Annotated in this window: 18 protein-coding genes and 3 pseudogenes; 15 read left to right on the top strand and 6 right to left on the bottom strand. The window is 50.6% G+C overall.

The genetic code is table 11. The features are described 5' to 3' along the window. Positions 1 to 320 precede the first annotated feature (320 nt). A complete protein-coding gene (locus BLU47_RS13760) occupies positions 321 to 2393 on the top strand; it encodes a TonB-dependent receptor plug domain-containing protein (protein ID WP_091964113.1) in 2073 nt (690 codons plus the stop codon). Here BLU47_RS13760 and BLU47_RS13755 read toward each other — a convergent pair. Continuing rightward, entirely contained in the window at positions 2385 to 3596 is a 1212-nt protein-coding gene (locus BLU47_RS13755) for a CobW family GTP-binding protein (protein WP_091964110.1), read from the bottom strand. The genes BLU47_RS13760 and BLU47_RS13755 overlap by 9 nt on opposite strands. A gap of 196 nt (positions 3597 to 3792) precedes the next feature. Between BLU47_RS13755 and pgk the strand changes: the two genes are divergently transcribed. The 6 genes from pgk to BLU47_RS13725 all read left to right on the top strand — a co-directional run bounded on the left by pgk (position 3793) and on the right by BLU47_RS13725 (position 9234). After that, on the top strand, positions 3793 to 5064 hold the full coding sequence (gene pgk / locus BLU47_RS13750) for a phosphoglycerate kinase (protein ID WP_091964107.1): 1272 nt from the start codon (positions 3793 to 3795) through the stop codon (positions 5062 to 5064). A 1-nt stretch (position 5065) separates the two neighbouring features. Continuing rightward, the gene (locus BLU47_RS13745) at positions 5066 to 5989 is read left to right on the top strand and encodes an RsiV family protein (protein WP_091964104.1); all 924 of its coding nucleotides are present in this window, start codon (positions 5066 to 5068) and stop codon (positions 5987 to 5989) included. A gap of 92 nt (positions 5990 to 6081) precedes the next feature. Next, on the top strand, positions 6082 to 6330 hold the full coding sequence (locus BLU47_RS13740) for a hypothetical protein (RefSeq protein ID WP_091964101.1): 249 nt from the start codon (positions 6082 to 6084) through the stop codon (positions 6328 to 6330). Positions 6331 to 6337: 7 nt separating this feature from the next. Next, positions 6338 to 7285, top strand: coding sequence for an aldo/keto reductase (locus BLU47_RS13735; RefSeq protein WP_091964098.1), 948 nt, complete (start codon positions 6338 to 6340; stop codon positions 7283 to 7285). 9 nt (positions 7286 to 7294) lie between these two features. Beyond that, the gene (locus tag BLU47_RS13730) at positions 7295 to 8218 is read left to right on the top strand and encodes an amidohydrolase family protein (RefSeq protein ID WP_091964095.1); all 924 of its coding nucleotides are present in this window, start codon (positions 7295 to 7297) and stop codon (positions 8216 to 8218) included. Next, complete coding sequence (locus BLU47_RS13725) at positions 8215 to 9234, top strand: zinc-binding alcohol dehydrogenase family protein (RefSeq protein WP_091964090.1); 1020 nt, start codon at positions 8215 to 8217, stop codon at positions 9232 to 9234. Before BLU47_RS13730 ends, BLU47_RS13725 begins: the two co-directional genes overlap by 4 nt. A gap of 53 nt (positions 9235 to 9287) precedes the next feature. On the opposite strand, the gene BLU47_RS13720 is transcribed toward BLU47_RS13725, so the two are convergent. Further along, positions 9288 to 11447: an elongation factor G gene (locus BLU47_RS13720; protein ID WP_091964086.1), complete on the bottom strand. Its 2160-nt coding sequence runs from the start codon at positions 11445 to 11447 to the stop codon at positions 9288 to 9290. Between the two features lie 193 nt (positions 11448 to 11640). Between BLU47_RS13720 and hemW the strand changes: the two genes are divergently transcribed. From hemW to BLU47_RS15300, 4 genes and pseudogenes are all read left to right on the top strand, one after another. Further along, a complete protein-coding gene (gene hemW / locus BLU47_RS13715) occupies positions 11641 to 12726 on the top strand; it encodes a radical SAM family heme chaperone HemW (RefSeq protein WP_091964083.1) in 1086 nt (361 codons plus the stop codon). Positions 12727 to 12771: 45 nt separating this feature from the next. Beyond that, positions 12772 to 13830 (top strand): annotated as a pseudogene (locus BLU47_RS15310) (cobalamin-binding protein); the annotation flags it as partial. 30 nt (positions 13831 to 13860) lie between these two features. Then, positions 13861 to 14844, top strand: a pseudogene (locus BLU47_RS15305) (homocysteine S-methyltransferase family protein); the annotation flags it as partial. A gap of 144 nt (positions 14845 to 14988) precedes the next feature. Further along, positions 14989 to 15609 (top strand): annotated as a pseudogene (locus BLU47_RS15300) (corrinoid protein); the annotation flags it as partial. Here the strand turns inward: BLU47_RS15300 and BLU47_RS13700 are convergent. Together BLU47_RS13700 and BLU47_RS13695 are read right to left on the bottom strand one after the other, a co-directional pair. Beyond that, entirely contained in the window at positions 15592 to 16245 is a 654-nt protein-coding gene (locus BLU47_RS13700; RefSeq protein ID WP_091964080.1) for a vitamin B12 dependent-methionine synthase activation domain-containing protein, read from the bottom strand. The pseudogene BLU47_RS15300 and the gene BLU47_RS13700 sit on opposite strands and share 18 nt — an antisense overlap. Further along, positions 16242 to 17249, bottom strand: coding sequence for a uroporphyrinogen decarboxylase family protein (locus BLU47_RS13695; protein WP_091964075.1), 1008 nt, complete (start codon positions 17247 to 17249; stop codon positions 16242 to 16244). The genes BLU47_RS13700 and BLU47_RS13695 overlap by 4 nt, the downstream gene beginning before the upstream one ends. Before the next feature lie 108 nt (positions 17250 to 17357). Here BLU47_RS13695 and BLU47_RS13690 point away from each other — a divergent pair, with 108 nt between their 5' ends. Genes BLU47_RS13690 through BLU47_RS13675 form a run of 4 tightly spaced genes read left to right on the top strand, consistent with a single transcriptional unit; the run spans position 17358 to position 24845 of the window. After that, positions 17358 to 18968: a right-handed parallel beta-helix repeat-containing protein gene (locus tag BLU47_RS13690; protein ID WP_176780602.1), complete on the top strand. Its 1611-nt coding sequence runs from the start codon at positions 17358 to 17360 to the stop codon at positions 18966 to 18968. Then, positions 18965 to 21202 (top strand): glycoside hydrolase family 31 protein, encoded by a 2238-nt coding sequence (locus BLU47_RS13685; RefSeq protein WP_091964066.1) that lies wholly within the window; start codon positions 18965 to 18967, stop codon positions 21200 to 21202. Before BLU47_RS13690 ends, BLU47_RS13685 begins: the two co-directional genes overlap by 4 nt. Then, a complete protein-coding gene (locus tag BLU47_RS13680; protein ID WP_091964063.1) occupies positions 21202 to 22764 on the top strand; it encodes a sodium:solute symporter in 1563 nt (520 codons plus the stop codon). Before BLU47_RS13685 ends, BLU47_RS13680 begins: the two co-directional genes overlap by 1 nt. A gap of 8 nt (positions 22765 to 22772) precedes the next feature. Next, positions 22773 to 24845, top strand: coding sequence for a glycoside hydrolase family 127 protein (locus BLU47_RS13675; protein WP_255402223.1), 2073 nt, complete (start codon positions 22773 to 22775; stop codon positions 24843 to 24845). Positions 24846 to 24940: 95 nt separating this feature from the next. On the opposite strand, the gene BLU47_RS13670 is transcribed toward BLU47_RS13675, so the two are convergent. Further along, positions 24941 to 25699 (bottom strand): SDR family NAD(P)-dependent oxidoreductase, encoded by a 759-nt coding sequence (locus BLU47_RS13670; RefSeq protein WP_091964057.1) that lies wholly within the window; start codon positions 25697 to 25699, stop codon positions 24941 to 24943. Positions 25700 to 25729: 30 nt separating this feature from the next. Beyond that, complete coding sequence (locus BLU47_RS13665) at positions 25730 to 26716, bottom strand: Gfo/Idh/MocA family protein (protein WP_091964054.1); 987 nt, start codon at positions 26714 to 26716, stop codon at positions 25730 to 25732. Positions 26717 to 26723: the final 7 nt, after the last annotated feature.

Raw genomic sequence — 26723 nt, 5'->3', positions numbered from 1 at the left:
CAGCTTTCCTGACGGCACTGGGTACAACCAGTTGCATGGGGCACGGACCTTTTTAAGAGGTAAGAGTGAGGAGGTCCCGCTGACTGGGTTTTGCTAGTCGGCGGGATTTTTTTTGCATTTCTGCTCGATTTGCACTACCTCTGACCTGCGGTCGAAGGTACTCACGCTCGAGAAAACTCAAAATTCTTTTGGTTTTTCTGCTCGATTTGCACTACCTTTGACCTGCGGTCGAAGGTACTCACGCTCGAGAAAACTCAAAATTCTTTTGGTATTCTGCTCGCTTATTCGTACCTTTGTCAGCGTTTTTTAGATAACAAAGTATGTACAAACCAATTTTCAATCAGCGCAAGGCCCTCCGCTTCCGACAGTTTATACGGAAGGGGTATGCCCTGTTTGCCTGCCTGGGACGCGTCGTCACCATCGGCGTGCTGAGCGTTGCGACACTGGAGAGTGCCAGTGCTGCAACGGATGACATCAGCACCAAGACGGAGAAGACGAGCGACGAGCAACAGACGGACAAGGAGGCGACGCTCGACGATGTCGAGATAACGGGTTCGCGCGCACCGCTTGCATTAGGGCAAGCCGCGAGAATGGTCACTGTACTGAGCCGCGAGGACATTCAGGCGGCGCCAGTACAAAGTATTAACGATTTGCTGAAGATGGCTGTTGGCGTAGATGTACGCCAGCGCGGTCCTATCGGTGCCCAAACGGATGTGAGCATCCGGGGCGGCACGAGTGAGCAGATAACGATTCTGCTGAACGGCATCAACATCTGCGACCCGCAGACGGGACATAACGCCTTCGACTTGCCTTGCGACATTTCCGACATCGAGCGCATCGAGGTGTTGGAAGGTCCTGCCGGACGCGTGTATGGCACGTCGTCGCTGCTGGGAGCGATCAATATCGTAACTAAAAGTGGTGAGAGGAGAGAGGTGAGAGGTGAGAGGTTAGAGGTTAGAGGTAAGAGAAATGTAGAAGCGCGACTGGAGGGTGGCTCGTTCGGCTATCTGTCTGCTGCCGGACGTGTGGGGATTGCAAGCCACAGCCTTTCTGCCAACTACACCCGAAGCGACGGTTACCAGCGCGCCAAGTCGGGTGCGCTGAACAGCGACTACGATGGGGTAAAAGTCTTCTATCAAGGCAGCTACTCTCTCACCTCTCACCACTCATCTCTCACCCCTAAAATATCCTGGCATGTGGGAATGAGCACCAAGGGCTACGGTTCGAACACGTTCTACAGTGCCAAGTACGACGAACAATACGAGAAAACCACGAAGATATATACGGCCATTAAGGGCGAGACCGGTGGATGTATTCACCTCAGCCCATCCATCTACTGGAATCGCTCTTATGACCGTTTTGAACTTATCCGAGGCTCCGAGGCCAAGGTGCCTTTCAACTACCACCGCACCGATGTCTTCGGCATCAACCTGAACAGCTACTTCGACTGGCTGTTAGGACGCACTGCCTTAGGTGCCGAGTTTCGCAACGAAGACATTGTGAGCACCAATCTGGGCGAGGCGCTGAACAATCCCTTCAGCCATTATAAAATGGGACTGAACAGGTCGAACCTCTCGTTCCACTTGGAGCACAACATCCTGCTCAGCCGTTTCACGCTGTCGGCAGGCTTCCTCGCCATCAAGAACACGTGGAACGAGATGCCTTTCACCATCTATCCCGGTGTGGACGCCAGTTACCGCATAGGCAACAACTGGAAGGTATATGCCTCGTACAACGAGTCGTTGCGCATGCCGTCGTTCACCGAACTCTATTATAGCGTAGGCGGACACAAAGCCGACAAATACCTGAAACCCGAGGAACTGCGCGCCGTGGAGGGTGGTGTGAAGTTCAGCAACCGATGGCTGACAGCCAAGGCCTGCGTGTTTCACCACCATGCCCGCAACATGATAGACTGGGTCATGGACACGCGCGAGGCTGATGCCGTCTGGCAGAGTGTGAACCACACCAAGGTAAACACCCTGGGACAAGAGATATCTCTCACCTCTCACCTCCTACCTCTTACCTCTTTCGAAATAGCCTATTGTCATTTACACCAAAACAAAAACGAGGCGGAATACGTGCAGTCGCAATACTCGCTGGAATACCTGCGCCACAAAGTGACGGCACAGGTGACGGCACGACTGACCGAGAAGCTGGAGGTGAGGATAGGCTATCGCTATCAGGACCGCATGGGCAGCTATACCGACACGCAGGGAACGGTCAAGAACTATCACCCCTACTCCGTGTTGGACGGTAAGGTGACGTGGAAGGAAGAAACCTATGCTATCTACGTGGAAGGAAACAACCTGACCAGTCACCGATACGTCGACTACGGCAACGTGCCACAGCCGGGCGCATGGGTGACTGCCGGTGTGAAAGTATCGTTATATTAAACAGAAGTCGAGTGCTTCCGTAATCTGGTCTTTGTCGAGGTGTTGCCCGATGAAGACCAGTTTTTGCATGCGGTCGCCGTACTGGTCGTCCCAATCGTTACGGAGCTGCGGGTTCTGTGCCATCATCTGGTCGAGCTCGTCCTTGGGCATCGTGGCATACCACTGACCGGCATTGCGCAACGATACCTGACGGCCTGCCTGCTCGAAGACATAACAGATGTCTTCCTCGCCTTTGAAATAGCAGATTCCCTTGGCACGGATAATGCTCTTTGGCCACTTGCGGGCAACGAAGTCGTCGAAGAGTCCTAAATCGAACGGGCGACGGGCATAGTAGACGAAGGTGCCTATGCCGTATTCTTCGGCTTCGCCTTCGTCATGGTGGTGGTGATGGTGATGGTGATCATCATGGGGCTCATGGGACTCATGGGCATGATGATGATCGTCGTCATCGTCATCATCATCATCGTCGTGACCTTCCAACTCACGAACCCAGGTGGCAGAGGTGGCAACTTCCTCGAAGTTAAACTTCTCGGTATGCAGAATCTTATCAAGTTCCACATTGCCATAGTCGCATTCAATGATTTCGGCCTTAGGCTGGATGGCACGGATAATCTGACGCACTTCAGCCAGTTCCTCCTTCGACACCTCAGAAGCCTTGTTCAGCAGGATGATGTTACAGAACTCAATCTGCTGAATGACCAGATTCTCAATATCTTCCTCGTCAATATGCTGGCGAAGCAGGTCGTTGCCGTTCTTGAACTCGTCGCGCATGCGCAGCGCATCAACTACGGTCACAATGCAGTCGAGCTGGAGATAACCGTCTTTGACATACTCCGGGCCCAGCGACGGAATATTGACAATGGTCTGTGCAATAGGTGCCGGTTCGCAAATGCCGCTGGCCTCGATGACGATGTAGTCGAAGCGATGCATGGCCAGAATGTCCTGCAACTGCTTCACCAAATCCATCTTCAGTGTGCAACAGATACAGCCGTTCTGCAGCGCCACCAGCGAGTCGTCTTGCTGGCCCACTACTCCACCCTTCTCTATCAGGTCGGCGTCAATGTTCACCTCGCCGATGTCATTGACGATAACCGCAAACTTAATACCCTCCTGATTCTTCAGGATACGATTCAACAGCGTGGTCTTACCACTGCCCAGATAACCCGTCAACAACAGGACGGGAATATTCTTGATTGGTTCCATTTTAATCTATACGTTTTTTCCTGTTTTGGCATGCAAAGGTAATAGTTTTCTCTGAGTTTTGCAAACTCTATTTTACATTATTATGAATACTTCGCAAAAAAGACTTAATTTTTCCCTTTTCACCTTTCACTTTTCACTTATTATTTGTATCTTTGCGTCCAGTTTTGAATATTCAACATTTAAATACATTAATATTATGACTATCAATGAAATGAACTTTGCCGGCAAAAAGGCAATTGTACGTGTAGACTTCAACGTACCCTTGGACGAGAATGGTAAGATTACAGACGACACCCGTATCCGCGGTGCCCTGCCCACCCTGAAGAAGATTCTGGCTGACGGTGGTGCTGTCATCATCATGAGCCACATGGGCAAACCCAAAGGAAAGGTGGACATGAAGAAGTCGCTGGGTCAGATTCGCGAGGCTGTCGAGAAGGCTCTGGGTGTTCCCGTTGCTTTCGCTCCCGACTGCGCCAAGGCTGCTGATGCTGCCAAGGCCCTGAAGATGGGCGAGGCCCTGCTGCTGGAGAACCTCCGCTTCTATCCTGAGGAAGAGGGTAAGCCCGTAGGTGTAGAGAAGGGTACTCCTGAGTACGACGAGGCTAAGAAGGCTATGAAGGCCAGCCAGAAGGAGTTTGCAAAAACGTTGGCATCTTACGCCGACTGCTACGTGATGGATGCATTCGGCACTGCTCACCGCAAACACGCTTCTACCGCTGTCATCGCCGACTACTTCGACGCTGACAACAAGATGCTGGGTCTGCTGATGGAGAAGGAGGTTCAGGCTGTTGACAATGTGCTCAGCAACATCAAGCGTCCGTTTGTCGCCATTATGGGCGGTTCTAAGGTATCTTCTAAGATTGGTATCATCGAGAACCTGCTTGGCAAGGTTGACAAGCTCATCCTCTGCGGTGGTATGACCTACACCTTCGCAAAGGCTCACGGCGGCGAGATTGGCGACTCTATCGTTGAGATGGACAAGCTGGACGTAGCCCTGGGCGTTGAGGAACTGGCCAAGAAGAACGGCGTAGAGCTCGTGCTCGGTTCAGACTGCACCGCAACCAACGGCCTCGACTTCGACACCATGAGCGTAAAGCCCGGTGCTGAGATTATCACCTGCCCTGCCAACAACGTACCCGCTGGTTTTGAGGGTGTTGATGCCGGTCCTGAGAGCCAGAAGGCTTTCGCTGCTGCTATCGCTGGTGCTAAGACCATCCTGTGGAACGGTCCTGCCGGTGTCTTCGAGTGCGACACCTTCACTCCGGGTTCTCGTGCCATTGGCGATGCTATTGCCAAGGCTACTGCCGAGGGCGCTTTCTCACTGATTGGCGGCGGTGACTCTGTAGCTTGTGTCAACAAGTTCGGTCTGGCTGACAAGGTTTCTTATATCTCTACTGGTGGTGGCGCTCTGCTCGAAGCTATCGAGGGTAAAGTTCTGCCCGGTGTAGCTGCTATCAAGGGTGAATAATATGAAATCTACCTTCCTGTATATCATGATGGTCGCACTGCTAACAGCATGCGGCCATCGTGCTTCTAACACCAGCAGTGACAACGACTCGCTGGCTGTCGACAGCATGCCAATCCCCGACACGCCGATAGAACTTACCCTCGACACCATACAGTATGAGAAAGAGGACAGCATCGCATCGGTAAAGATCAGCATCATCTGGCCAAAGAACGGTCCAAAAGCTCTCGTGGACAGCATTCGGAAATTCATCTGCGAGGAACTTTCCGGTGAACCCGTCATAGGCGAGGACAAGCCCCAGGTGAAGCTTTATGAAGACGGAAAGGCTGCCGTAGAAGCCTGCGGAGTCAACAGTTACAAGCAGTTGGCGAAGATATGGCACGAAAGCAAGGAAGAAGGCTATGCGGAAGGCATGACCTACGGTTACTTCAAAGGCGTCCACTTCCAGATTGAGACCGACAAATACGTGAGCTATTTCTCACATACAGAGGGCTTTACGGGTGGTGCTCACGGATACAATATGGGTTACGGTATGACGTTCAGCAAGCGCAACGGACAACGCATCGGCTATGAGAGCGAGTACGACAGCAAGGCGGAGAAATTTGTCATCAAGAACCAGACTCTCTTCCGCATTACGGAGAATCCGAAACTGCAAGCCATGCTGAAAGAAGGTGTGCGCAGTTACTTTGCCGAGTTCAGCAAAGACCCGATCAGCGACGAGGAGCTGAGCGAACAACTCAATGGCGTGGAAGACATCAACAAGATACCACTCCCCCAGTTTGCCCCCTACTTCTCAGAGCGAGGACTGGAATTTGGCTACCAACAGTACGAGATAGCGCCCTACGCTGCCGGACTGCCCAGCTTCTGCATTCCTTACGACAAGATTCGTCCATATCTGACCAAAGAAGCCGCAGAATTGATAAAATAATAACGATTACGTTTAATTAATGTCAATTATCTGCTGCCAAACAAATATTTTTTGTATCTTTGCATCACAAAACTATTTAAAACTATACAATTATGAGCAAGAAATTCATTATTGGAGATCGCACCAAGGATGAGTGGATCTCTGTTCTCGACACTGAGAAGAAGAAACTGGAGTTTACCAACCACATCGCATCGGCCAAGGAGTTTCACGGCTTTGAAGAGACCAAGGCTGAATTGAAGAAGCTGCAAGAGACCGGTTATTTCACCGACTTGCAAGTTTATGTGAAGGACGAAGACGGCAAGGCATACCGTCCGAACGAGAGCGATGCTTTCCACGTATAAGAGCATTATGAAATATCGCGAATTAGGAAATACAGGAATGAAGGTGTCGGAGCTAGGCTTCGGCGCCTCTTCTTTGGGCGGTGTGTTCCATTCTTTTGACGAGCATCGCGGCATTGATGCCGTATTTGCCGCTGTCGACGCCGGCATCAACATCATCGACGTGTCGCCATACTACGGACACTACAAGGCTGAAACGGTACTGGGAAAAGCCCTGAAGGACATTCCACGCGACAAGTTCTACCTGTCGACGAAGGTTGGTCGCTATGGCAAAGATGGTGTCAACACCTGGGATTACTCTGCCAAACGTGCCAAAGAGAGTGTCTACGAGAGTCTGGAGCGCCTGCACATCGACTATATCGACATTATCAACGTTCACGACATTGAGTTCCAAGGCCGTATGGAAGGCGGACTGCAGAAGGTGGTTGACGAGACCCTACCCGCACTGCATGAACTGAAACGAGAGGGTGTCGTCAGGCATGTGGGTATTACCGACCTGCAGCTGGAGAACCTGCGCTGGGTGATTGAGCACACGGAAGAAGGCACGGTGGAGAGTGTCATGAACTTCTGCCATTACTGTCTGTGTGACGACAAACTGGTAGACTTTATGGACTTCTTCGAACAACATCACATTGGTGTGATGAGCGCATCACCCTTCTCTATGGGTTTGCTCACAGAACGTGGCGTGCCCGACTGGCACCCGGCTCCCAAGCCATTAGTGGAAGTATGCCGTCAGGCTGCAGAACACTGCAAGGCAAAGGGCTACCCCATCGAGAAACTCGCCATGCAGTTCTCTTGTTCCAATCCCCGTATAGCAACAACCGTATTCAGTACTACCCGTCCAGAAGCCATTAGGAAAAATCTGGAATATCTCAGTGAACCGATGGACGAAGAACTGGTCAAGGAAGTACGTGACATCATCGGTGACCAACAGCGGGTTTCATGGGCGAACACATAAAGATGTCTGATGGAAGAAGTAAGATGTAAGATAATTGATGCGCATGCCCACTTGTGGCTGAATGTCGACACGGTGGTAAATGGCTCGCCCATTCACCCGTTGGAACCGAACCGCAGCCGTAGCCTTTTCTTCGGAGAGGAGCGGCAGATGTTGCCTCCTTATATGACGGACGGACAGAACACTGCAGAGCGATTCCTGTCGAACATGGACTATGCGCAAGTATCAGCCGCCGTCATTACACAGGAATTTATCGACGGACTGCAGAACGACTATCTGATGCAAGTGCAGCACGAATACCCCGACCGCTTCTTCTGCTTCGGAATGCCGGACACTCGGAAGGCTGGATTCCTCGCTGAAGGCAAAGCGCTCGTCCAACAGGGTTTCCGTGGGTTGAAGATTCCCGCTGCGCGACTGCCACAGCAGTTCCTCAACGACGAGATGATGCAGCTGATGCACCTGATGGAAGACCGCGGCATCATTCTCGGCATCGAGCTTGCCGACGGCGACGCACAGGTAGGACAGATGGAAGAGATTATCAGTGAGTGTCCGCAGTTGAAAATAGCCATCGGACACTTCGGCATGGTGACGCGTCCGGGATGGATGTCACAGATTCGACTGGCACGCCACGAGAACGTCTACGTGGAGAGCGGCGGCATCACGTGGCTCTTCAACGACGAGTTCTACCCCTTCCCGTCAGCTGTTCGCGCCATACAGGAAGCGGCTGACGAAGTAGGCATCGAGAAACTGATGTGGGGCTCGGACTATCCGCGCACCATTACGGCAATCACCTATAAGATGTCGTACGACTTCGTCACGAAATCCCAGGCACTGAACGACGCGGAGAAACAGCTCTTCCTCTCTGACAATGCCCGTCGCTTCTTTGGTTTCGGCGAACTGAAAGAATTACCGTATATTAAAAATATGAGCGAATGAAAGCAATACAGATTACAGAACCTTCCGTGATGAAGGTTGTAGACATTGAGAAACCTCAATGCGGAGCAGACGAGGTGCTGCTCAAGATACATTATGTGGGCTTCTGCGGAAGTGACCTGAACACTTATCGCGGACTGAACCCGATGGTGAAGATGCCAGTGATTCCTGGTCATGAGATTGGTGCAGAGATTGCTGAGACTGGCGCCAATGTTCCTGCTCACCTGAAGACAGGAATGGCTGTCACCGTCAATCCATACACCAACTGCGGACACTGTCCTTCATGCAAGAACCGCCGCTACAACGCTTGCCAGCACAACGAGACGCTGGGCGTTCAGCGCAATGGTGCCATGCGTGAATATATCGCCGTTCCCTGGCAGAAGGTCATCCCCATCGGTAACATCACCGTGGAGCATGCCGCCCTTATCGAGCCGATGTCCGTAGGATTCCATGCTGTCAGCCGCGCTCAGGTTGTTGACACTGATACCGTCATGGTCATTGGTTGTGGCATGGTGGGCGTAGGTGCCGTGGTTCGCGCCATCATGCGCGGCGCCAAGGTCATTGCCTGCGACATGGACGACGAGAAGTTGGCCATTGTACGTGGTTTGGGAGCTGAATACACCATCAATTCTGCCAAGGAGAATGTTCACGAGCGTTTGCAGGAAATCACCAAGGGTGCTGGTCCTGATGTCGTCATCGAGGCTGTCGGTGCTCCTGTGACATACCAAATGGCTGTTAACGAGGTAGCCTTTACCGGTCGTGTCGTTTGCATCGGCTATGCCAAGCAGGACGTTCAGTTCACCACCAAGCTCTTCGTGCAGAAAGAATTGGACATCCGCGGCTCACGCAATGCCCAGCCAGAGGATTTCGAAGGTGTCATCCGCTATCTCGAGAAAAACAACCCACCCTACGACATCCTGATTTCCAATGAGGTAAATCCGGAACAAGCCGAAGAGGCAATGAAACAATGGATGGAGGCTCCTGCCAAAGTGTTCCGCATTCTTGTTAAGTTTGCATAAGAAAAGGGAACCCTCTGTTGGGTTCCCTTTCCTTTTCTTCTATCATTTGATCATTATTCATCTTCCTTAGCCTCAGCCTCATGCTGCTTGATGAGCTCCTGCTGAATATCGTTCGGAACGAGTTCATAGGAAGCAAACTTGGTGGTAAACGAAGCACGTCCGCCAGTGAGTGACGAGAGCGCGATGGAGTAGTTAGACAACTCCTTCAAAGGAATCTTGGCACTGAGCTTCTGATAACCGGCCTCTGAGTCCATGCCCATGATGAGGGCACGACGACCCTGCAAGTCGGACATCACGTCACCCATATAGTCGGCTGGTACGAATACCTCGAGGTCGTAGATGGGCTCCAGAATCTTCGGTCCTGCCTCGCGGAAAGCAGCAGAGAAGGCATTGCGAGCCGCAAGCATGAACGAGAGTTCGTTAGAGTCTACGGGGTGCATCTTACCATCATAGACGATGACGCGGACGTCGCGTGCATACGAACCAGTAAGCGGACCTTGTTCCATGCGCTCCATCACACCCTTGAGGATGGCAGGCATAAAGCGAGCGTCAATAGCACCACCGACAACAGAGTTGATGAAGACCAGCTTACCACCCCAGTCGAGGTCGATGACTTCCTGACCCTTCACGTTCATGCGGAACTCCTGACCACCGAACTTAAAGACGCTGGGCAACTCCATTCCGTCGGCATAAGGCTCAACGATAAGATGTACCTCACCGAACTGACCGGCACCACCCGACTGCTTCTTATGACGATAGTCAGCTCGAGCGGCCTTCGTGATGGTCTCACGATAAGGAATCTTGGGTTCCTCATACTGAATCTGAATCTTCTCGTTGTTCTCCATGCGCCACTTTAGGGTACGCAGGTGGAACTCTCCCTGACCGTGAACGATGATCTGACGAAGTTCCTTAGACTGCTCGACAACCCATGTAGGATCTTCCTGACGCATTTTGGTAAGCGCAGCCATCATCTTCTCGGTCTCGCTCTCATTGACGGCCTTAACGGCACGAGAGTACTTCGAGTTAGGATATTTAATGAAGTCGAAGCGGTTCTCGCTATCCTTATCGTTCAACGTATTGCCCGTCTTCACATCTTTCAACTTCACGGTGCAACCAATGTCACCAGCCTGCAACTCGTCAACGGCGATACGATTAGCACCAGCACAAACGTAGAGCTGAGCCAGACGCTCCTTAGAGCCTCTGTCGGCGTTGGTCAGGTCAGCACCTGCCTTCAACGTACCACTCATCACCTTGAAGTAGCTAACCTCACCAATGTGTGGTTCCATACCTGTCTTGAAGAAATAAACGGATGTAGGACCGGCAGCATCAGGATTAATCTCCTCGCCACGGGTGTTGTGCAACTTAGGCATCTCGCTGACGAAAGGAACGACATTACCCAAGAATTCCATCAAACGGCGAACTCCCATATCCTTGCCTGCGCAAACGCAGAAAACGGGGAAGATAGAACGGGTGACAAGACCTTTACGGATACCTTCGCGCATCTCGTCCTCGGTCAGACTCTCACTCTCGAAGAACTTCTCCATCAGGGTATCGTCGTTGGCAGCAGCAGCCTCAACAAGAGCAGCATGGAGTTCCTTGGCCTTATCCATCTCCTCGGCGGGGATGTCCTCGATGATAGGCGCACCACCCTCGGGCTTCCAAGAATACTTCTTCATCAGCAGCACGTCGATAACGGCATTGAAACCAGGACCTGTAGCAATAGGATACTGCACGGGAACGCACTTGTCACCATAGATTTCCTTCATGTTCGACAGAATGACGTCAAAGTCGCAATGTTCGCGATCCAACTGGTTGACGAGGAAGATAACGGGCTTCTGCAACTTCTCGGTATAACGGAAGGCATTCTGTGTTCCAACCTCAGGACCGTACTGACCGTTGATGAGGATAACAGCCTGATCGGTCACGTTCAGTGCCGTGATGGCGCCTCCTACGAAGTCATCAGAACCCGGGCAGTCGATGATGTTAAGCTTCTTGTTGTTCCATTCCACATGAAAGACAGTAGAGAATACTGAGTAACCATACTCTTGCTCTACTGGGAAATAGTCGCTGACGGTATTCTTCTGCTCTACCGTACCGCGGCGTTTGATGATTCCAGCTTCATAAAGCATACTCTCGGCAAGTGTGGTCTTGCCGCTACCCGCACTGCCAAGCAATGCAATGTTTTTAATCTCGCTAGTTTGATAAACTTTCATAAGGCTATTGTTTTAAGTTGTTAATGTTTCAGTTATCGGAGGCTAAAGGTAGACATTTCTCCGCAAAAAACCAACGATTCCTTCCAAATATTAAACTTTATTAGTAATTATCCGACGATATTAGCATAAAAAACAGGATAATTCCAAATGCATTATACATTATTCATATTATTTTCGTAACTTTGCCATCACTATGGCAGGAATCTACCTTCATATTCCATTTTGCAGAAGTCGTTGCATCTACTGCGGGTTCTACTCCACCACAAAGATGGAGAAGCGCCAGCAGTATGTCAATGCTCTATGCCGTGAATGGCAGTTGCGACAGCAGGAATTAAAAGAACCTCTGAATACAATCTACTTGGGAGGTGGTACGCCTAGCCTATTGACTCCGACACAATTACAACAGATCTTCAACGCTTTGCCTTCTGCTGCTTCAGAAGTCACCATAGAATGTAACCCTGACGACGTCACGCCCGAATTTGCCGAAACGTTGTCACTGCTTCCCATCAATCGAGTTTCTATGGGTGCCCAGACTTTCAACGACCAACGGCTAAAATTCTTGCACCGGCGACACACGTCAGAGCAAGTGACTAACGCCGTAAAATTATTAAGGAAAACTGGTATCCATAACATCAGCATTGACTTGATGTATGGCTTCCCTGACGAGACATTGGAGGATTGGCTATGCGACATTGAAGCGGCATTGACTTTGGACGTGGAGCACATCTCTGCCTACTGCCTCATGGTGGAAGAAGGTACGCCACTTTATCGGATGCGTACCAATCCATGCGACGAAGAGACAGAACGACAGATGTACGAACAACTCATTGACAAAGTCACACAAGCAGGCTATGAGCATTATGAGATCAGCAACTTCGCTAAACCAAGGTTCCGTTCACAACACAACAGCTGCTATTGGCATGATGTACCATATATCGGACTAGGAGCTGCTGCGCATAGCTTTGACCAAAAGAGCAGAAGCTGGAACATCAGCGATATCAATCAGTACATCCAATCCATTGAACAAGGTATCATTCCCTGCGAACAAGAGTTGCTGGATGACGACACCCGTTATAACGACCGCATAACGGTAGCTTTAAGAACCAAAGAAGGACTAGACCTCACCACACTCGACAACCATTTCCGCCACTATTGTATCAAGGAGGCACAGACGTTCCTCAATGATGGTTTGCTACAACTGCAAGACAACCAGTTAGCCCTGACTCGCAAAGGATTATTTGTCAGCGACATGGTAATGAGCGGGCTCATGTACGTCTGATGACATTTCGCCTGTCAACCCGTCTATAGATAAAACGAACTAACAATGAATACTTGGAAACCAAATCTCGAAGAGACCAAACAGCATTATATCAATTGGTGGAACCACAAAGGCATCGTACTCAACATGTGGGAACACTTTCAAGAGGGTGTAAAACCGCATGCTGACGTTCCGGAGCCTAAACCTTACAAGGATCTGAACCAACGATGGTTCGACCCAGAATGGCGTGCAGAATACTTAGACTGGTATGTGGCACACTCGAGTCTGATGGCCGACATGCTTCCCGTAGCAAACACCCAACTGGGACCAGGCTCGCTAGCTGCGATACTGGGTGGTGTTTTTGAAGGCGGTGAAGATACTATTTGGATTCACCCTAATCCCAATTATACGGACGAGATAAAGTTTGACCCCACCCACCCCAACTGGCTGTTGCACAAAGAGTTGCTACGAGCCTGCAAGAAAAAGGCAAAAGGACATTACTACGTAGGGATGCCCGACTTAATGGAAGGACTCGACGTTCTTGCTGCCATTAAGGGCACTGACAAGGTGCTGCTTGACACCGTGATGCAGCCTGAGGTCCTGGAGCAACAGATGCAACAGATTAACGACATTTACTTCCAAGTTTTTGACGAGTTGTACGACATTATCCGCGAGGGTGACGAAATGGCATTCTGCTACTTCTCTTCCTGGGCGCCTGGTAAGATGTCGAAACTACAAAGTGACATTTCAACGATGATTAGCATTGATGACTATCGCCGTTTCGTACAACCCTTTATCCGTGAACAATGTCAGAAGATTGACTATACATTGTATCATCTTGATGGTGTCGGAGCCATGCACCATCTGGACGCCTTGCTGGAAATCAAAGAGCTGAACGCTATCCAGTGGACTCCCGGCGTTGGCGAGCCACAGGGCGGCAGCCCGAAATGGTACGACCTGTACAAGAAGATTCTGGCAGGCGGCAAGAGTATCATGGCATGCTGGGTAACACTGGATGAGCTAAGACCGCTTCTCGACCATATCGGTGGCGATGGAGTACATCTGGAGATGGACTTTCACCATGAGCGTGAAGTAGAACAAGCACTAAAAATCGTAGACGATTTCAATCACTGCCGCAACCTACACCCTGCCAACATGACCGATGAAGCCGACCGTGAAGTGGCCGAGATTATTAAGAAAGTAGAGGCTGGTATAACTGGTGGGACTAATAATACGAGTGAACTCCCCAAAGACCGATTACTCTTACTTGACGGAGCTATGGGTACCATGATTCAGCGATACGAACTGCGTGAGGAGGATTTCCGTGGTGCACGTTTTGCCAATCATCCCAAGGAGTTGAAGGGTTGCAATGACGTGTTATCACTTACTGCGCCCTTTGTGGTAAGCGACATCCACCGCAAATATCTTCAGGCAGGTTCCGACATCATCGAAACCAACACATTTAATGCGCAACGTATCTCAATGAGCGATTACGGCCTACAAGGATGCTGTCGCGACATCAACCTGGCAGCAGCACAGATAGCTCGCAAATGTGCTGACGAATTCTCCACCCCAGACCATCCGCGTTTTGTAGCAGGTAGTATTGGACCGACCAGTCGCACGACATCAGTAGCAACCAGTGGAGAACCGCTTAGCAAAGACCTGCTTCGAGAGGCTTATGCCGAACAGATACAAGCATTAGTGGATGGCGGTGTAGACGTCTTGCTCATTGAGACCATTTTCGATGTTGAAAATGCCCGGATAGCTATAGAGGAGGCGAAGCGTATTGCCCCTCAAAAACCCATCATGCTGAGTTTCAATGTTTCTACAGTCAACGGACAGAATATGCTAGGACAGAATATATTTGAATTTATCGAGTCGTTAGAAGCAAAGACCATTTATTCTGTTGGTATCAACTGTGTAGCCGATATACCAGCCATGTCACCATTGGTACAGAAACTGAGTCGGTATGGTACCCGAGTCAGTCTCTATCCCAATGCTGGTATGCCTGATGGCAACGGACGCTACAACAAAACGCCCGAGAGCCTGGTTGCCGACTTATGGCCACTTTTGGAGAACCATTGTCTGAGTATTGTTGGCGGATGCTGTGGTACCACAGACACTCACATAGGCATGATAGCCAAAGCCATTGAGCCCATACCAGGGCTGCGTCTGTCCGCACTGAGCGAAGAGCGGGCAACAACTCTGACAAGCATTACTAACGAGGTTCGCACCATCAACCCCGCACCCCAAAGTACGCCACAAGATTCCCCAGAAGAACAACTATTCCAAGCCATCTTAAACGGAAAAAGCGATGATGCCGCTACAGCAACCCGAAATGCTTTAGCTCACAACGCAGTTCCTCAAGACCTGATCAACGGGCAGATGATTCGAGCCATGGGTGAGGTCGGCCAGCGATTCCAAGACGGACAGGCCTTTGTTCCCCAACTACTTATGGCCGGACGCGCCATGAAAGCCGCGTTGGAACTACTTAAACCTATGATGTCAGGAGCAACCAGTACTGCCATAGGTAAGGTGGTTATCGGTACTGTGAAAGGAGACCTCCACGACATCGGAAAAAACCTCGTGGCATCTATGCTTGAAGGATGTGGTTTTGAGGTTGTCAATATCGGTATTGACGTATCGGCAGACAAGTTTATTGAAGAGGTCAAGAAGAACCAGCCGGATATTCTCTGTATGTCGGCCTTGCTTACCACCACGATGGGCTATATGAAAGAAGTGATTGACGCGCTGGAAGAAGCGGGCATCCGTAGCCAAGTAAAGGTCATGGTTGGTGGAGCGCCTGTCACACAAGGCTTTGCCGATGAGATAGGGGCCGATGGTTACAGCGACAACGCCAACTCTGCAGTCACCGTAGCCAAGCAACTACTTGGCAAACTTTGACTTCCGTTTATAACACTGTTTGAAATCACAGAGTCCGCAGGTGTAATCCAACTTGCGGACTTTTTCACCAATACCGATAATACCACTAACACTCTTGATAGGCACCATTAGCGATGAATCCGTCAGGCGGACGCCACAGGTATGTTCGTTAAACATAGGAAAAAGCCGTTGTTGCTGAGATACATGCCAACCACAATAGCCTGGTGAAAAGCGATTGGTGTGATGCCAATGAAGTTTTTCAATACTCTCCTGCAGATGACATTCCATCTGGTCTGCCGTTTTCTCTGCAATGACAGAGCCCAAAGCATCGGCAATGAATACACGCACCATATCGCCTTGGTCCTTTAACCGTTGCTGATATGCTTCATATTCCCCGCCACTGGTGCAGATGAAAAGAACGTAGGCCTGAGAACCTCGCAGCTGACGAAGGATAATCTTTCCCATATCAAAGTCTGGCTGTTCAGGAACGACCAGATAACAGAACTGCGGGCGCAACCATTGGCGCACCTCGTTGATGATTAACTGTGTCTCCTGTTGTGTCGCCTCATCAGGCTGCGCATCATGATACCCCATCTGTTCGTAGATATCAGCAAGGGTAATCTTCAGTTCGTCATATGTCAGGGTTTTCTCCGTCACTGCTGATTGTATTCGGCCAAAGCTTTAAAGAATGCATCAATGTTATGCAGTGGTGTGTGTGGCGGCGTGTCGCAGCCACTGGACAGCACGAAATTAGGATACCCCTTTGTCTTTTCCAAGAGGTCAATGACCGCTGTTCTCATCTGCGAAGGGATACCATCTTTGAAGACGCTGACAGGATCAATATTTCCCATCGCCAAAGCCGTTGGCGGCACCTCACGGATGACTTCCTCCATGCGACATTTATTACCGAAGTGGTAGGCAGCTGCACCGGTTGCGACCATTGCCTCTGTGCAATGTCCTGTGTTTCCACAATTGTGCAAGACAACGATAAAGTTGTCGTCCTGTACGGCTTCGACGATACGTTTTACGTATTGCGATGAGAACGTCTTGCAATCGTCATTCGACATCAGACCAGCAGCTGGCTCAGCCATTACCACGCCATTAGCCCCCGTAAGTTTTAAAGCCATACAATATTTCATAATGAAATCGGTGCACTTCTGCAACAGTGTGTGAGCAGCATCTGGGTTCTCATAGATAAGCACCATGATTTCCGACATATCATAAAGACGTCCTGCCAACGAGAACGGACCAATACATCCTGCGAACAAGGGACGATCGTTAATAGCACGGGCAGCCAGCAGGTTTGCCTTCAGATAGGCAGGGATACGTCCTGCAGAAAGAGCAGGAACTTGCAGACGATAAATACTCTCCGCATCAGGTAGTAGTCGACTGCTCACGGCAGGAACGGCGATATCGCTAAAAGCAATCTCAGCACCAAAGGCCTCGGCCTCCGTGGTCAAATCCATGATGGTACAAGCAGCAGCACAGGGATAGTGTTGAGTCAGCCAAACGACAGCCTCTGCATGTACACGTCCATCACTTACAGCCTCGCGTACAGTATGCTTATTCTGTTCGATACCTGGGTGTGTCATTACGGGCACAGCCATTACCTCTTTCTGTCTGATGACATCAGCCACCCATTGTTTCATATTCCGTTTCATAACGTCGTCACTTCTATACCTTTAATAATAGACGAGAAACGGTTCATTTTGTCACTAATGATGACAAATCGCCTTTCGCTACGTCATAAAACTATAATGCGCATATACATGAAACGTTTACTAACCACACTATCGTTGTTGATTGCCATCTACGCAAATGCTGGAGAAATTATTGTCAGCGAAGGCAATAGTATCCATGACGCATTGCGACAAGCACGCGAGTGGCGACGCACCAACGATCCTCGCTGCAAGGGAGGTATCACTATCACTTTAAAAGCTGGTCGTTACTATATGAACGAGCCGTTGTTCCTGCGCCCCGAGGACAGCGGCACGAAGGAGTCACCACTCGTCATCCGAGGTATTGGAGAGAAGCACACAAGTGTCATTTGTGGCGATGCCCGCCAACGTCACACCCAGGTGTGGCCGTTAAAAGAACAATGTGACAGCCTTCCGATAAAACACGATGACGGTCTTCCAATGAAAGGCATGGAGCGCATGCTCGACTTCAACACCAACGATAGAACGATAACCATCCCTACTCCACCCGCCACTGTGCTTCGAGATTTTGTCTCGAAGAAGACCCCACTCGAAATGGTGGTTCACCAGCGATGGGCCATCGCCATTCTGCGTGTAAAGGATATGAAAGTAGAGGGCGACAAGACAGTGGTATCGTTTATGGAACCTGAGAGCCGTCTGGAGTTCGAGCACCCCTGGCCACAACCCGTCATCGGAGGTGAGAAGGGGAACAGTTCTTTCCTGCTTCGCACCACAGAACAGCGTGACGGCATTGAACAGTTGGTCATCGTCGACGGCGCCAACTATATACGTTTTGAAGGCATAACCTTCAAACATACTTGCTGGAACCGTCCCTTGCACAAAGGTCACGTTACCCTACAGGGCGGTTTCCCTCTCGTTGATGCCTATAAGCTGAAAGAAAACCCAGGGTTACCTTGGGATAAGGATCTCGAGAACCAGGCGTGGATTGAGCGCCCCGTGAGTGCTGTCACCGTGTGCAACGCCCACCACGTTGACTTCTACTCGGTGGTGTTCGAGAATCTGGCAGCCACAGCCTTGGACTTTGTCGATAATATCAGCGACTGTGTAGTGCAGAAATGTACCTTCGGCAACATTGGCGGCACGGCCATCATGGGCGGTTCCTTTGCAGAGAGTCCTCGCGAGGTGCACCGTCCCTACACCGACTTGGCGAAGCGCTGCCAACGGCTTACCATCAAAGACAACATCGTTTTGGATGCTGCCAACGAGGACTGGGGAGCCGTAGGCATCGGCTTGGGCTATGTACGCCACTGCACCATCAGCAAGAACCACGTGTTTTTTCTCAGCTACTCGGGCATCTGCGTCGGTTGGGGTTGGACACCCCTCAACACGGGTATGGAGAACAACCGCATCGAGGGTAACAATGTCAGCAACTATGCCCGTCAGCTCTATGACGCCGGCGGCATCTATACGCTCAGCAACCAGCCAGGTTCCGTGATTAGCGGCAACAAGGTCTCACGTCCCTACCCTGCCCCATATGCTACCAACGACCGCGGTTTCTGCATCTATCTGGATGCCCGTACCGACGGTTTTACTATCGAGAACAATTACACCGGCGACATCGCCCCCGGGATTGCCGGTCGTCCTCTCACTAACCAACGGCCCATACGTCGTGACGAGATTGGCGACAACCACCCCGGTCCTAACCTCATATTCAAACAATGAAACAGACAAACTATCATCTCTTCGACTTCATGGACTTTGATCCGTCCTTGCAGAAGGACGAAGCCTTGTGGAAAGCATATGCACCCACGAAGATAGAAGAGCGCGAGGGCGACATCATCGTCACCATCCCCTATCAGAAGCAACTGCACCAGGAAGACATGGCGCCAGATACTGAGGCGCCTCAACAATCGTTCGACCTCATTATCCGTGCTTATGAGCCCAACATCATCCGTCTGTTTACCACGATGAATGGTGACGAAATGGTAGAAGCTGATGATATGTTGCAGTTTGATTCTGAGATCAAGCGCCTCCCACTCCGATCTGAAGGCAGCGACATTGTTGCCATAAACGGGAAAAAAGTTGCCGCCATCAACCTCAGTGCACCTCAATTAGACCACTGGAGTGACCTACTTCCTGCTCCCCAGCCGGCACCATTCATTACTTTCTATCCCGATGGCGACAAAACGAAAGGAATAGCCTTGAGTGATGATCATTTCTCGCCTCCCAGGTATGATGCCTTGCCTCTTGGTTTTGTCACAGCACCTCATGCAGAGCGTGCTACGATTTCCTTTAAATGTACTCCCAGCGAGTGTTTTGTGGGCACTGGTGAGCGTTTCCGTAAGATGGACCTAAGCGGACAGACCTTCCAGTTGAAGAATCAGGATGGACAAGGTGTCAACAACCGTCGTTGTTATAAGAACATCCCATTCTTTCTTAGTAGCAGGATGTATGGCTGTTTCTATCACACCTCAGATTATTGCAAACTCTCGTTAGCCGACCACTCTACCCGTAGTGTCCAATTTCTCAATGACCACGCCACGTTGGACGTATTCCTTATTGGCGGACAAACACCAGAAGAAATCTTGAAAGGGTACCGTATGCTAACCGGTTTCCCGCAGATGCCTCCCCTGTGGTCATTTGGTATTTGGATGAGTCGTATGACCTATTTCTCGGCAGACGAAGTTGACGACATTTGCAACCATCTTCGACGTGAGCATTATCCATGCGACGTTATCCATCTTGACACTGGCTGGTTCCGTACTGACTGGCTGTGTGAATGGAAGTTCAATCCTGAGCGATTCCCCGACCCCAAAGGTTTCGTTCAGCGACTTGCCCGACAAGGTTTTAAGGTGTCGCTGTGGCAGTTGCCTTATGTGGCTCAGGGTGCCGAGCAATTAGAAGAAGCTAAAGCCAACAAATATATCAGTCAGTCCACCCAGGAAGTTGATTCCTCTACAGGTGGAGCATCCAATTTCTCTGCGCTTGATTATGCAGGTACTATTGACTTCACCTACGACCGTGCCACCGACTGGTATAAGAATAAGTTGCTAAAGCCCCTGCTGGAGATGGGCGTTAAGTGCATTAAGACCGACTTCGGCGAGAACATCCATATGGACCATCGCTATCATGCTATGAAACCCGAGCGACTGAACAACATTTACTCACTGCTCTATCAGCGTGCAGCCTTTGAGGTGACAAAAGAAGTTACAGGCGACGGCATTGTATGGGCACGTTCAGCTTGGGCTGGTTGTCAACGCTATCCACTACATTGGGGCGGCGACAGTGCATCATCATGGGACGGCATGGCAGGTTCTCTGAAGGGCGGTCTGCACTTCGGTCTTTCCGGTTTTGCCTTCTGGAGTCACGATGTCCCTGGCTTCCATAGCATCCCAGATTTCATGAACTCACCATTGGACGAGAATGTCTATGTACGTTGGACGCAGTTTGGTGTCTTCTCCAGCCACATGCGCTATCACGGAACCTGTAAACGTGAGCCTTGGCATTACCCTGCCATTGCTCCCATCGTGAAACGCTGGTGGCAGTTACGCTATCGACTCTTACCATATATCATAGAGCAATCGGAACTGGCCTGTAAGAGTGGTTATCCAATGGTACGCGCCTTGTTGTTCCATCACCCACACGATCATCAGTGTTGGCATATTGACGATGAATACTATTTCGGCTCAGAATTCTTGGTTTGTCCAGTGATGAATAGCGAGAACAAACGGGATATCTACTTGCCTGAGGGTTTGTGGGTGAATTTCTTTACAGGCGAGCGAGTAGATGGCGGCCGTTGGTACTATGACGTAGAAGTACCCCTCGACCAAATGCCCGTCTTTGTCCGTCCAAGTGCGCAGATTAGCGTCTATCCCGAAGAGGTGGACTCTACCGATGACATGGATTTGAACAAAGCAATTACAATCAGAATAACTAAAGACTATAAAGGATTATAATGGAAAGTCACTACATGCAGAGTCTTGACTGGCTCATCTTAGCAATCTATTTCTTTGTGCTTATTGCTATTGGTCTATGGGCCAGTAGTAAACGAAAGAAAGGCGGTTCACTGTTTCTTGCCGAGCACTCACTCCGTTGGCACCATATCGGTTTCTCCATGTGGGGAACCAACGTTGGACCGTCTATGCTTATCGCATCTGCCTCAGCAGGTTTCACCACAGGTATTGTATCAGGAAACTATGCCTGGTATGCCTTTGTATTCATTGCATTGCTGGCCTTCGTTTTTGCTCCTCGTTACTTAGGTGCAAACATCCAAACACTGCCTGAATTCATGGGACTACGCTTCGGACAATCCACCCGTAATATCTTGGCGTGGTACACCATTGTTACCGTCATTATCTCGTGGCTGGCCCTGACACTCTTTGCCGGTGGCGTACTCATCCGACAGGTATTCGATATCCCAATGTGGATGTCTGCATTAGTACTGGTCGTCATCTCTGCCTTCTTTACCATGCTAGGCGGCCTGAAGGCTGTGGCATACACGAATGTCTACCAGATGGTACTACTGATTATCGTGTCTCTCATCCTAGTACTTGTCGGACTTGACAAAGTGGGTGGAGTGTCAGCCTTGGTCGACAAGGTACCTTCTGACTATTGGGTGATGTTCAAGCCCAACAGCGACGAGGCATTTCCTTGGCTCCCCATCCTACTGGGCTATCCGGTAATGGGTGTTTGGTTCTGGTGTACCGACCAATCCATGGTCCAGCCTGTTCTGGCCGCCAAGGACCTTCGCGAAGGACAGTTAGGCACCAACTTCACCGGATGGTTGAAGATTCTTGATGTAGCTCTTTACATCCTGCCCGGCATCATCTGTTTCGCTTTGTTTGGAGATACGCTAAAGAATCCTGATGAAGCCTATCTGACAATGGTCGAGAATTTATTCCCTGTAGGTATGGTCGGACTGGTATTTGCCGTGCTGACGGCCTGCCTCGTATCCACCATCGGATCTGCCCTCAACGCTCTCTCCACCGTCTTCACGATGGATGTGTATGTCAAGAATTTCAAGCCAGGAGCACCTCAGTGGGAAATCAACCTGGTAGGACGCATCGTGGTGCTCATCGGTGCTATTCTAGCTATCGTTATGACGGTTGCTATTGATGCTATTAAGGGGCTCAACCTCTTCAATGTATTCCAATCGGTGTTAGGTTTCATCGCTCCACCAATGGCTTCCGTTTTCTTGTTAGGTATCTTCTGGAAGCGCTGTACAGCACGTGCTGCAAATTTCTCACTGACCGTAGGAACTCTTTTCTGTCTCACCATTGGAGTGCTATATCTTTGGCCACCCGAATGGCTGCATGTAGCCTGGCCACATTTCATGATGCTCTCTTTTGAGTTGTTTGTCATTCTTGTCGTAGCAATGGTTCTTATCTCCCTCACCGACAAGGACAAGACAGAGTACAAGATTCCTGAGCCTATCCATGAAGGGTGGTCGAAACTGGCTATTTCGCTTTGGATAACACTTGCCATTGTCATGATAGGTCTCTATGTGTATTTTAATTAAATAATGATATGAAAAAGTTCTTCCTTCTTTGTATGGTAGGTTGCTGTGGCACAGCAATGAACACCATGGCTCAGGGACTGACAGACATGAGTCACAGTCAACAAGCCCTGATGCAGAATACCCCTATGGGAACTGTCAAATGGACTGGTGGTTTCTGGGGCGACCGTTTCAACATGCTGTCGACAACGGGTATATGGGATATGTGGGACACTTGGAACACTCCTTACGAGACGATTGACGCATTAGGACTGCATGGCTCTCACGGCTTTGCTAACTTCCAAGTGGCTGCTGGCACCGTCAAGGGCAAGCATCACGGTCCTCCCTTCCATGATGGTGATATGTATAAGTGGTTAGAAGCATGTGCTGCAGTCTATGCGGTAACGAAAGACCCTAAGATAGATGCATTGATGGACAAGTTCATCGAACAGGTTGCTCTCGCCCAGCGTGCCGACGGTTATATCCACACTCCCGTAGTTATTTCCGAACGCAATGCAGGCATTGACTCACATGCCGTCAAGGAAAATGCAGCAGGTATTGAGATTGGGAAAGACCAGAAGCATGCCTTTGCCTCACGACTGAATTTCGAGACCTATAACCTCGGACACCTCATTACCGCCGGCATCATCCACAAGCGCGCCACGGGCAAGACCACGCTATTCGAGTGTGGTAAAAAGGCTGCCGACTTCCTCTACAACTTCCTGACCAACGATGCTGCCGAGCTCTCGCGTAATGCCATCTGTCCCAGTCACTATATGGGTGCTGCTGAGATGTATCGTGAGACGGGTGACGAGAAATACCTGACGCTGGCCAAGGGGTTGATTGCCATCCGTGACTCTGTGACAAATGGTGAGGACCACAACCAGGATCGCCACAAGTTCCGCGACCAGTACGAGGCGATGGGGCATGCCGTACGCGCCAACTACCTCTATGCGGGAGTAGCAGACCTCTATGCAGAGACGGGCGAGCGTCAGTTGATGAAAAACCTGTCGGCTATCTGGGACGACATCGTCAATCACAAGATTTACATCATGGGCGGATGCGGTGCTTTGTACGATGGTGTCTCGCCCGACGGAACCACCTACAACCAACCCTCCATCCAGCAGATTCACCAGGCCTATGGCCGCCAGTTTCAGTTGCCTCAGGAGGCTGCCCACAACGAGATATGTGCCCAAATTGGCATGTTGCTCTTCTCTTGGCGCATGTTCCAGACAACGTGCGATCCGAAATACGTCGACAACATCGAGACCGAGCTATACAACGGTATTCTCAGCGGTATCTCACTCGACGGAAAAGACTTCTTCTACACCGAGGCCCTGCGTCGTACCAAAGAGTTTCCTTATGTCATGCGCTGGCCCAAGCATCGTCAGCGTTACATCACCTGTTTCTGCTGTCCTCCTAACACGTTACGCACACTCTGCGAAGCTCAGGAGTACGCCTACTCCGTCAAGGGCGATACGCTGTGGGTGAACCTCTACGGCCAGAATGCGCTCAAGACCAAGGACCTCGAGGTAGAACAGACGACCGACTATCCCTGGGACGGACACATCACGCTGACTATCAAGAAAGCCAAGACGCTGAAAAGCATCCGCATGCACATTCCCGGATGGGCTACCGGCGTGCAGCTGCGACTGAACGGCCAGCCCATCCTGGCTGAAGACCTGCGCCAACCGCGCAAGTGGAAGAAGGGCGACGTCGTCGAACTCGAACTCCCCATGAAGCCCCGTCTCATGGAGGCGAATCCGTTGGTTGAGGAGGCAAAGAACCAGATTGCTGTCATGCGCGGTCCTATCGTCTACTGTCTGGAAGGTCAGGACATTCAAGGAGGTTATCGCATAAACGATATTGCGATTCCTACGGATGTTCAGTTCAAGGAAACCAAAATAACGATTGAAGGCCACGAGATGGTAGCCCTCGAAGCCGAAGTCCCCGTGACAGGCCAAGGCTCCTGGGGCAAGGACGAGCTCTACCGCGAACTGCGTCCCGTGAAGAACAAGAAGACCAAAATTCGACTCATCCCCTACTATGCCTGGGACAACCGAGGTATCGACGACATGTCGCTTTGGTTGCCGTTGGAACGATAAGGCAAAATATAATAATCCCTCCTTCGCCTATTACTCCTATCAACGAGGATTTCAGCGAAGGAGGGATTTTTTTATCATACTAATCAGAAAGAGGTCTATAGTTTGCGTGCAATGAGGAACGGGCTGGCCTGATGGGTAGCCAGGATGGTGACTTCGGCTATCTGCACATGCTTGGGTGCGGATGCTACATAGAAGCAGACATCGGCAATGTCGTCGCCTATCAGCGGTTTCACGCCTTTATAGACATTGTCGGCACGCTGCTGGTCACCACGGAACCGGACAACGCTGAAGTTGGTCTCTACCAGTCCGGGCTTGATGTTCGTCACGCGAACAGCCGATTCGGCTAAGTCAATGCGCAGGCCGTCGGTCAGAGTCTTGACAGCAGCCTTGGTGGCACAATAGACATTGCCACCGGCATAGGCTGCATCGCCCGCTATGCTTCCGATATTAATGACATGTCCGTCGTTGCGTGCCACCATGTCGGGCACTATCAGGCGTGTCATCGTCAGCAGTCCCTTGATGTTGGTGTCAATCATGACCGCCCACTCATCCACATCGCCCTCGTACTCCTTGTCCATACCAATAGCCAGTCCGGCATTGTTGATGAGCACGTCTATCGGTTTCCACTCGTCAGAGATGCTGTCCACCGCCTGTCGGGCAGCCTCCTTGTCGCGCACGTCGAAGGTCAGTGTCAGCACCTTCGTCCCCTGCTGGGTCAGCTCAGTCTGCAACGCCTGTAGCTTCGTTGCATTTCTTCCTGTCAGAATGACATCATAGCCTCCTTGGGCGAACTTCCTTGCACAAGCCTCACCAATACCGCTGGTGGCGCCTGTTATCAATGCAATCTTTTTCATCGTATATTGTAATTTGGTAATACTAATCAGTTAGTCCATCGGGTAGCGCACGCCCCACTTAGCACGCAGATCATCCATGAGTTGCATGACGTAGAGCGTTTCCTGATGGGGCATCTCGCGAGGTTCCAGCAGGCCATCAATCAAGGCTTGACGGCAGGCAGAGAACTGGTATTCGTAGCCTGTAATCTGCTGGGGTACGGAGATTTGATCGACCAGAACACGATCTCGTTTATAGACGGTGATGGTCTGCGGATTGTTGATGTTGTCGATGACGATATTAGCCTCTGAGCCGGCAATGACACCGGTGTTATCTCCCACACACATGGCACTCGACTGCAGATTAGCCACGATGCCATCTTCAAGTACCATCGTCATCGTATTGGTCAGATCCATGCCCTTATCACTCTTGACACAATGGCCGTCAAGCGTAGCCACAGGAGCATCGGTGAACATGCGGACAAAGTTGAGAGCATAGACCCCGACATCAAGCAGTGCACCGCCACAGAGGTCGGGACGGAAGATGCGCTCCTTCTTCATCATCGGGTAAGCCAAAGTAGCCGTGATGAGTCGCGGCGTACCTATAATGCCCTCAGCTATCAATTGGCGAACGATGCCTACACAGGGCTGATAACGCGTCCAGATGGCCTCAGCGATGAACACCTTGCGTTCATATGCCAAGTCGATGATATCCTTAGCCTGCCGATAGTTAGCCATGAATGCTTTTTCGACCAGGCAGGGTTTGCCCTCCAATAAAGCATGGCGTGTCACATCATAGTGATGCGAGTGTGGTGTGGCGACATAAATAATGTCTACCGCCGGATCGTTGATGACTTCGGCATAAGAGCCATAAGCCTTTGGCATGTTCCACTTTCGGGCAAATGCCTCAGCTTTCTCCAACGAGCGCGAGCCTATAGCATAGGCCTCGCAGTCTGTCATTCCATTGAGGGTAATGGCAGCCTTCTCGGCTATCCAACCTGCGCCGATAATGCCGACGCGCATAGTTCCGTTTTTATCCATAATCCAT

The organism is Prevotella sp. tc2-28, from assembly GCF_900107705.1.
Taxonomy (GTDB): Bacteria; Bacteroidota; Bacteroidia; order Bacteroidales; family Bacteroidaceae; genus Prevotella.
This window is presented reverse-complemented; position numbering and strand designations above follow the sequence as displayed.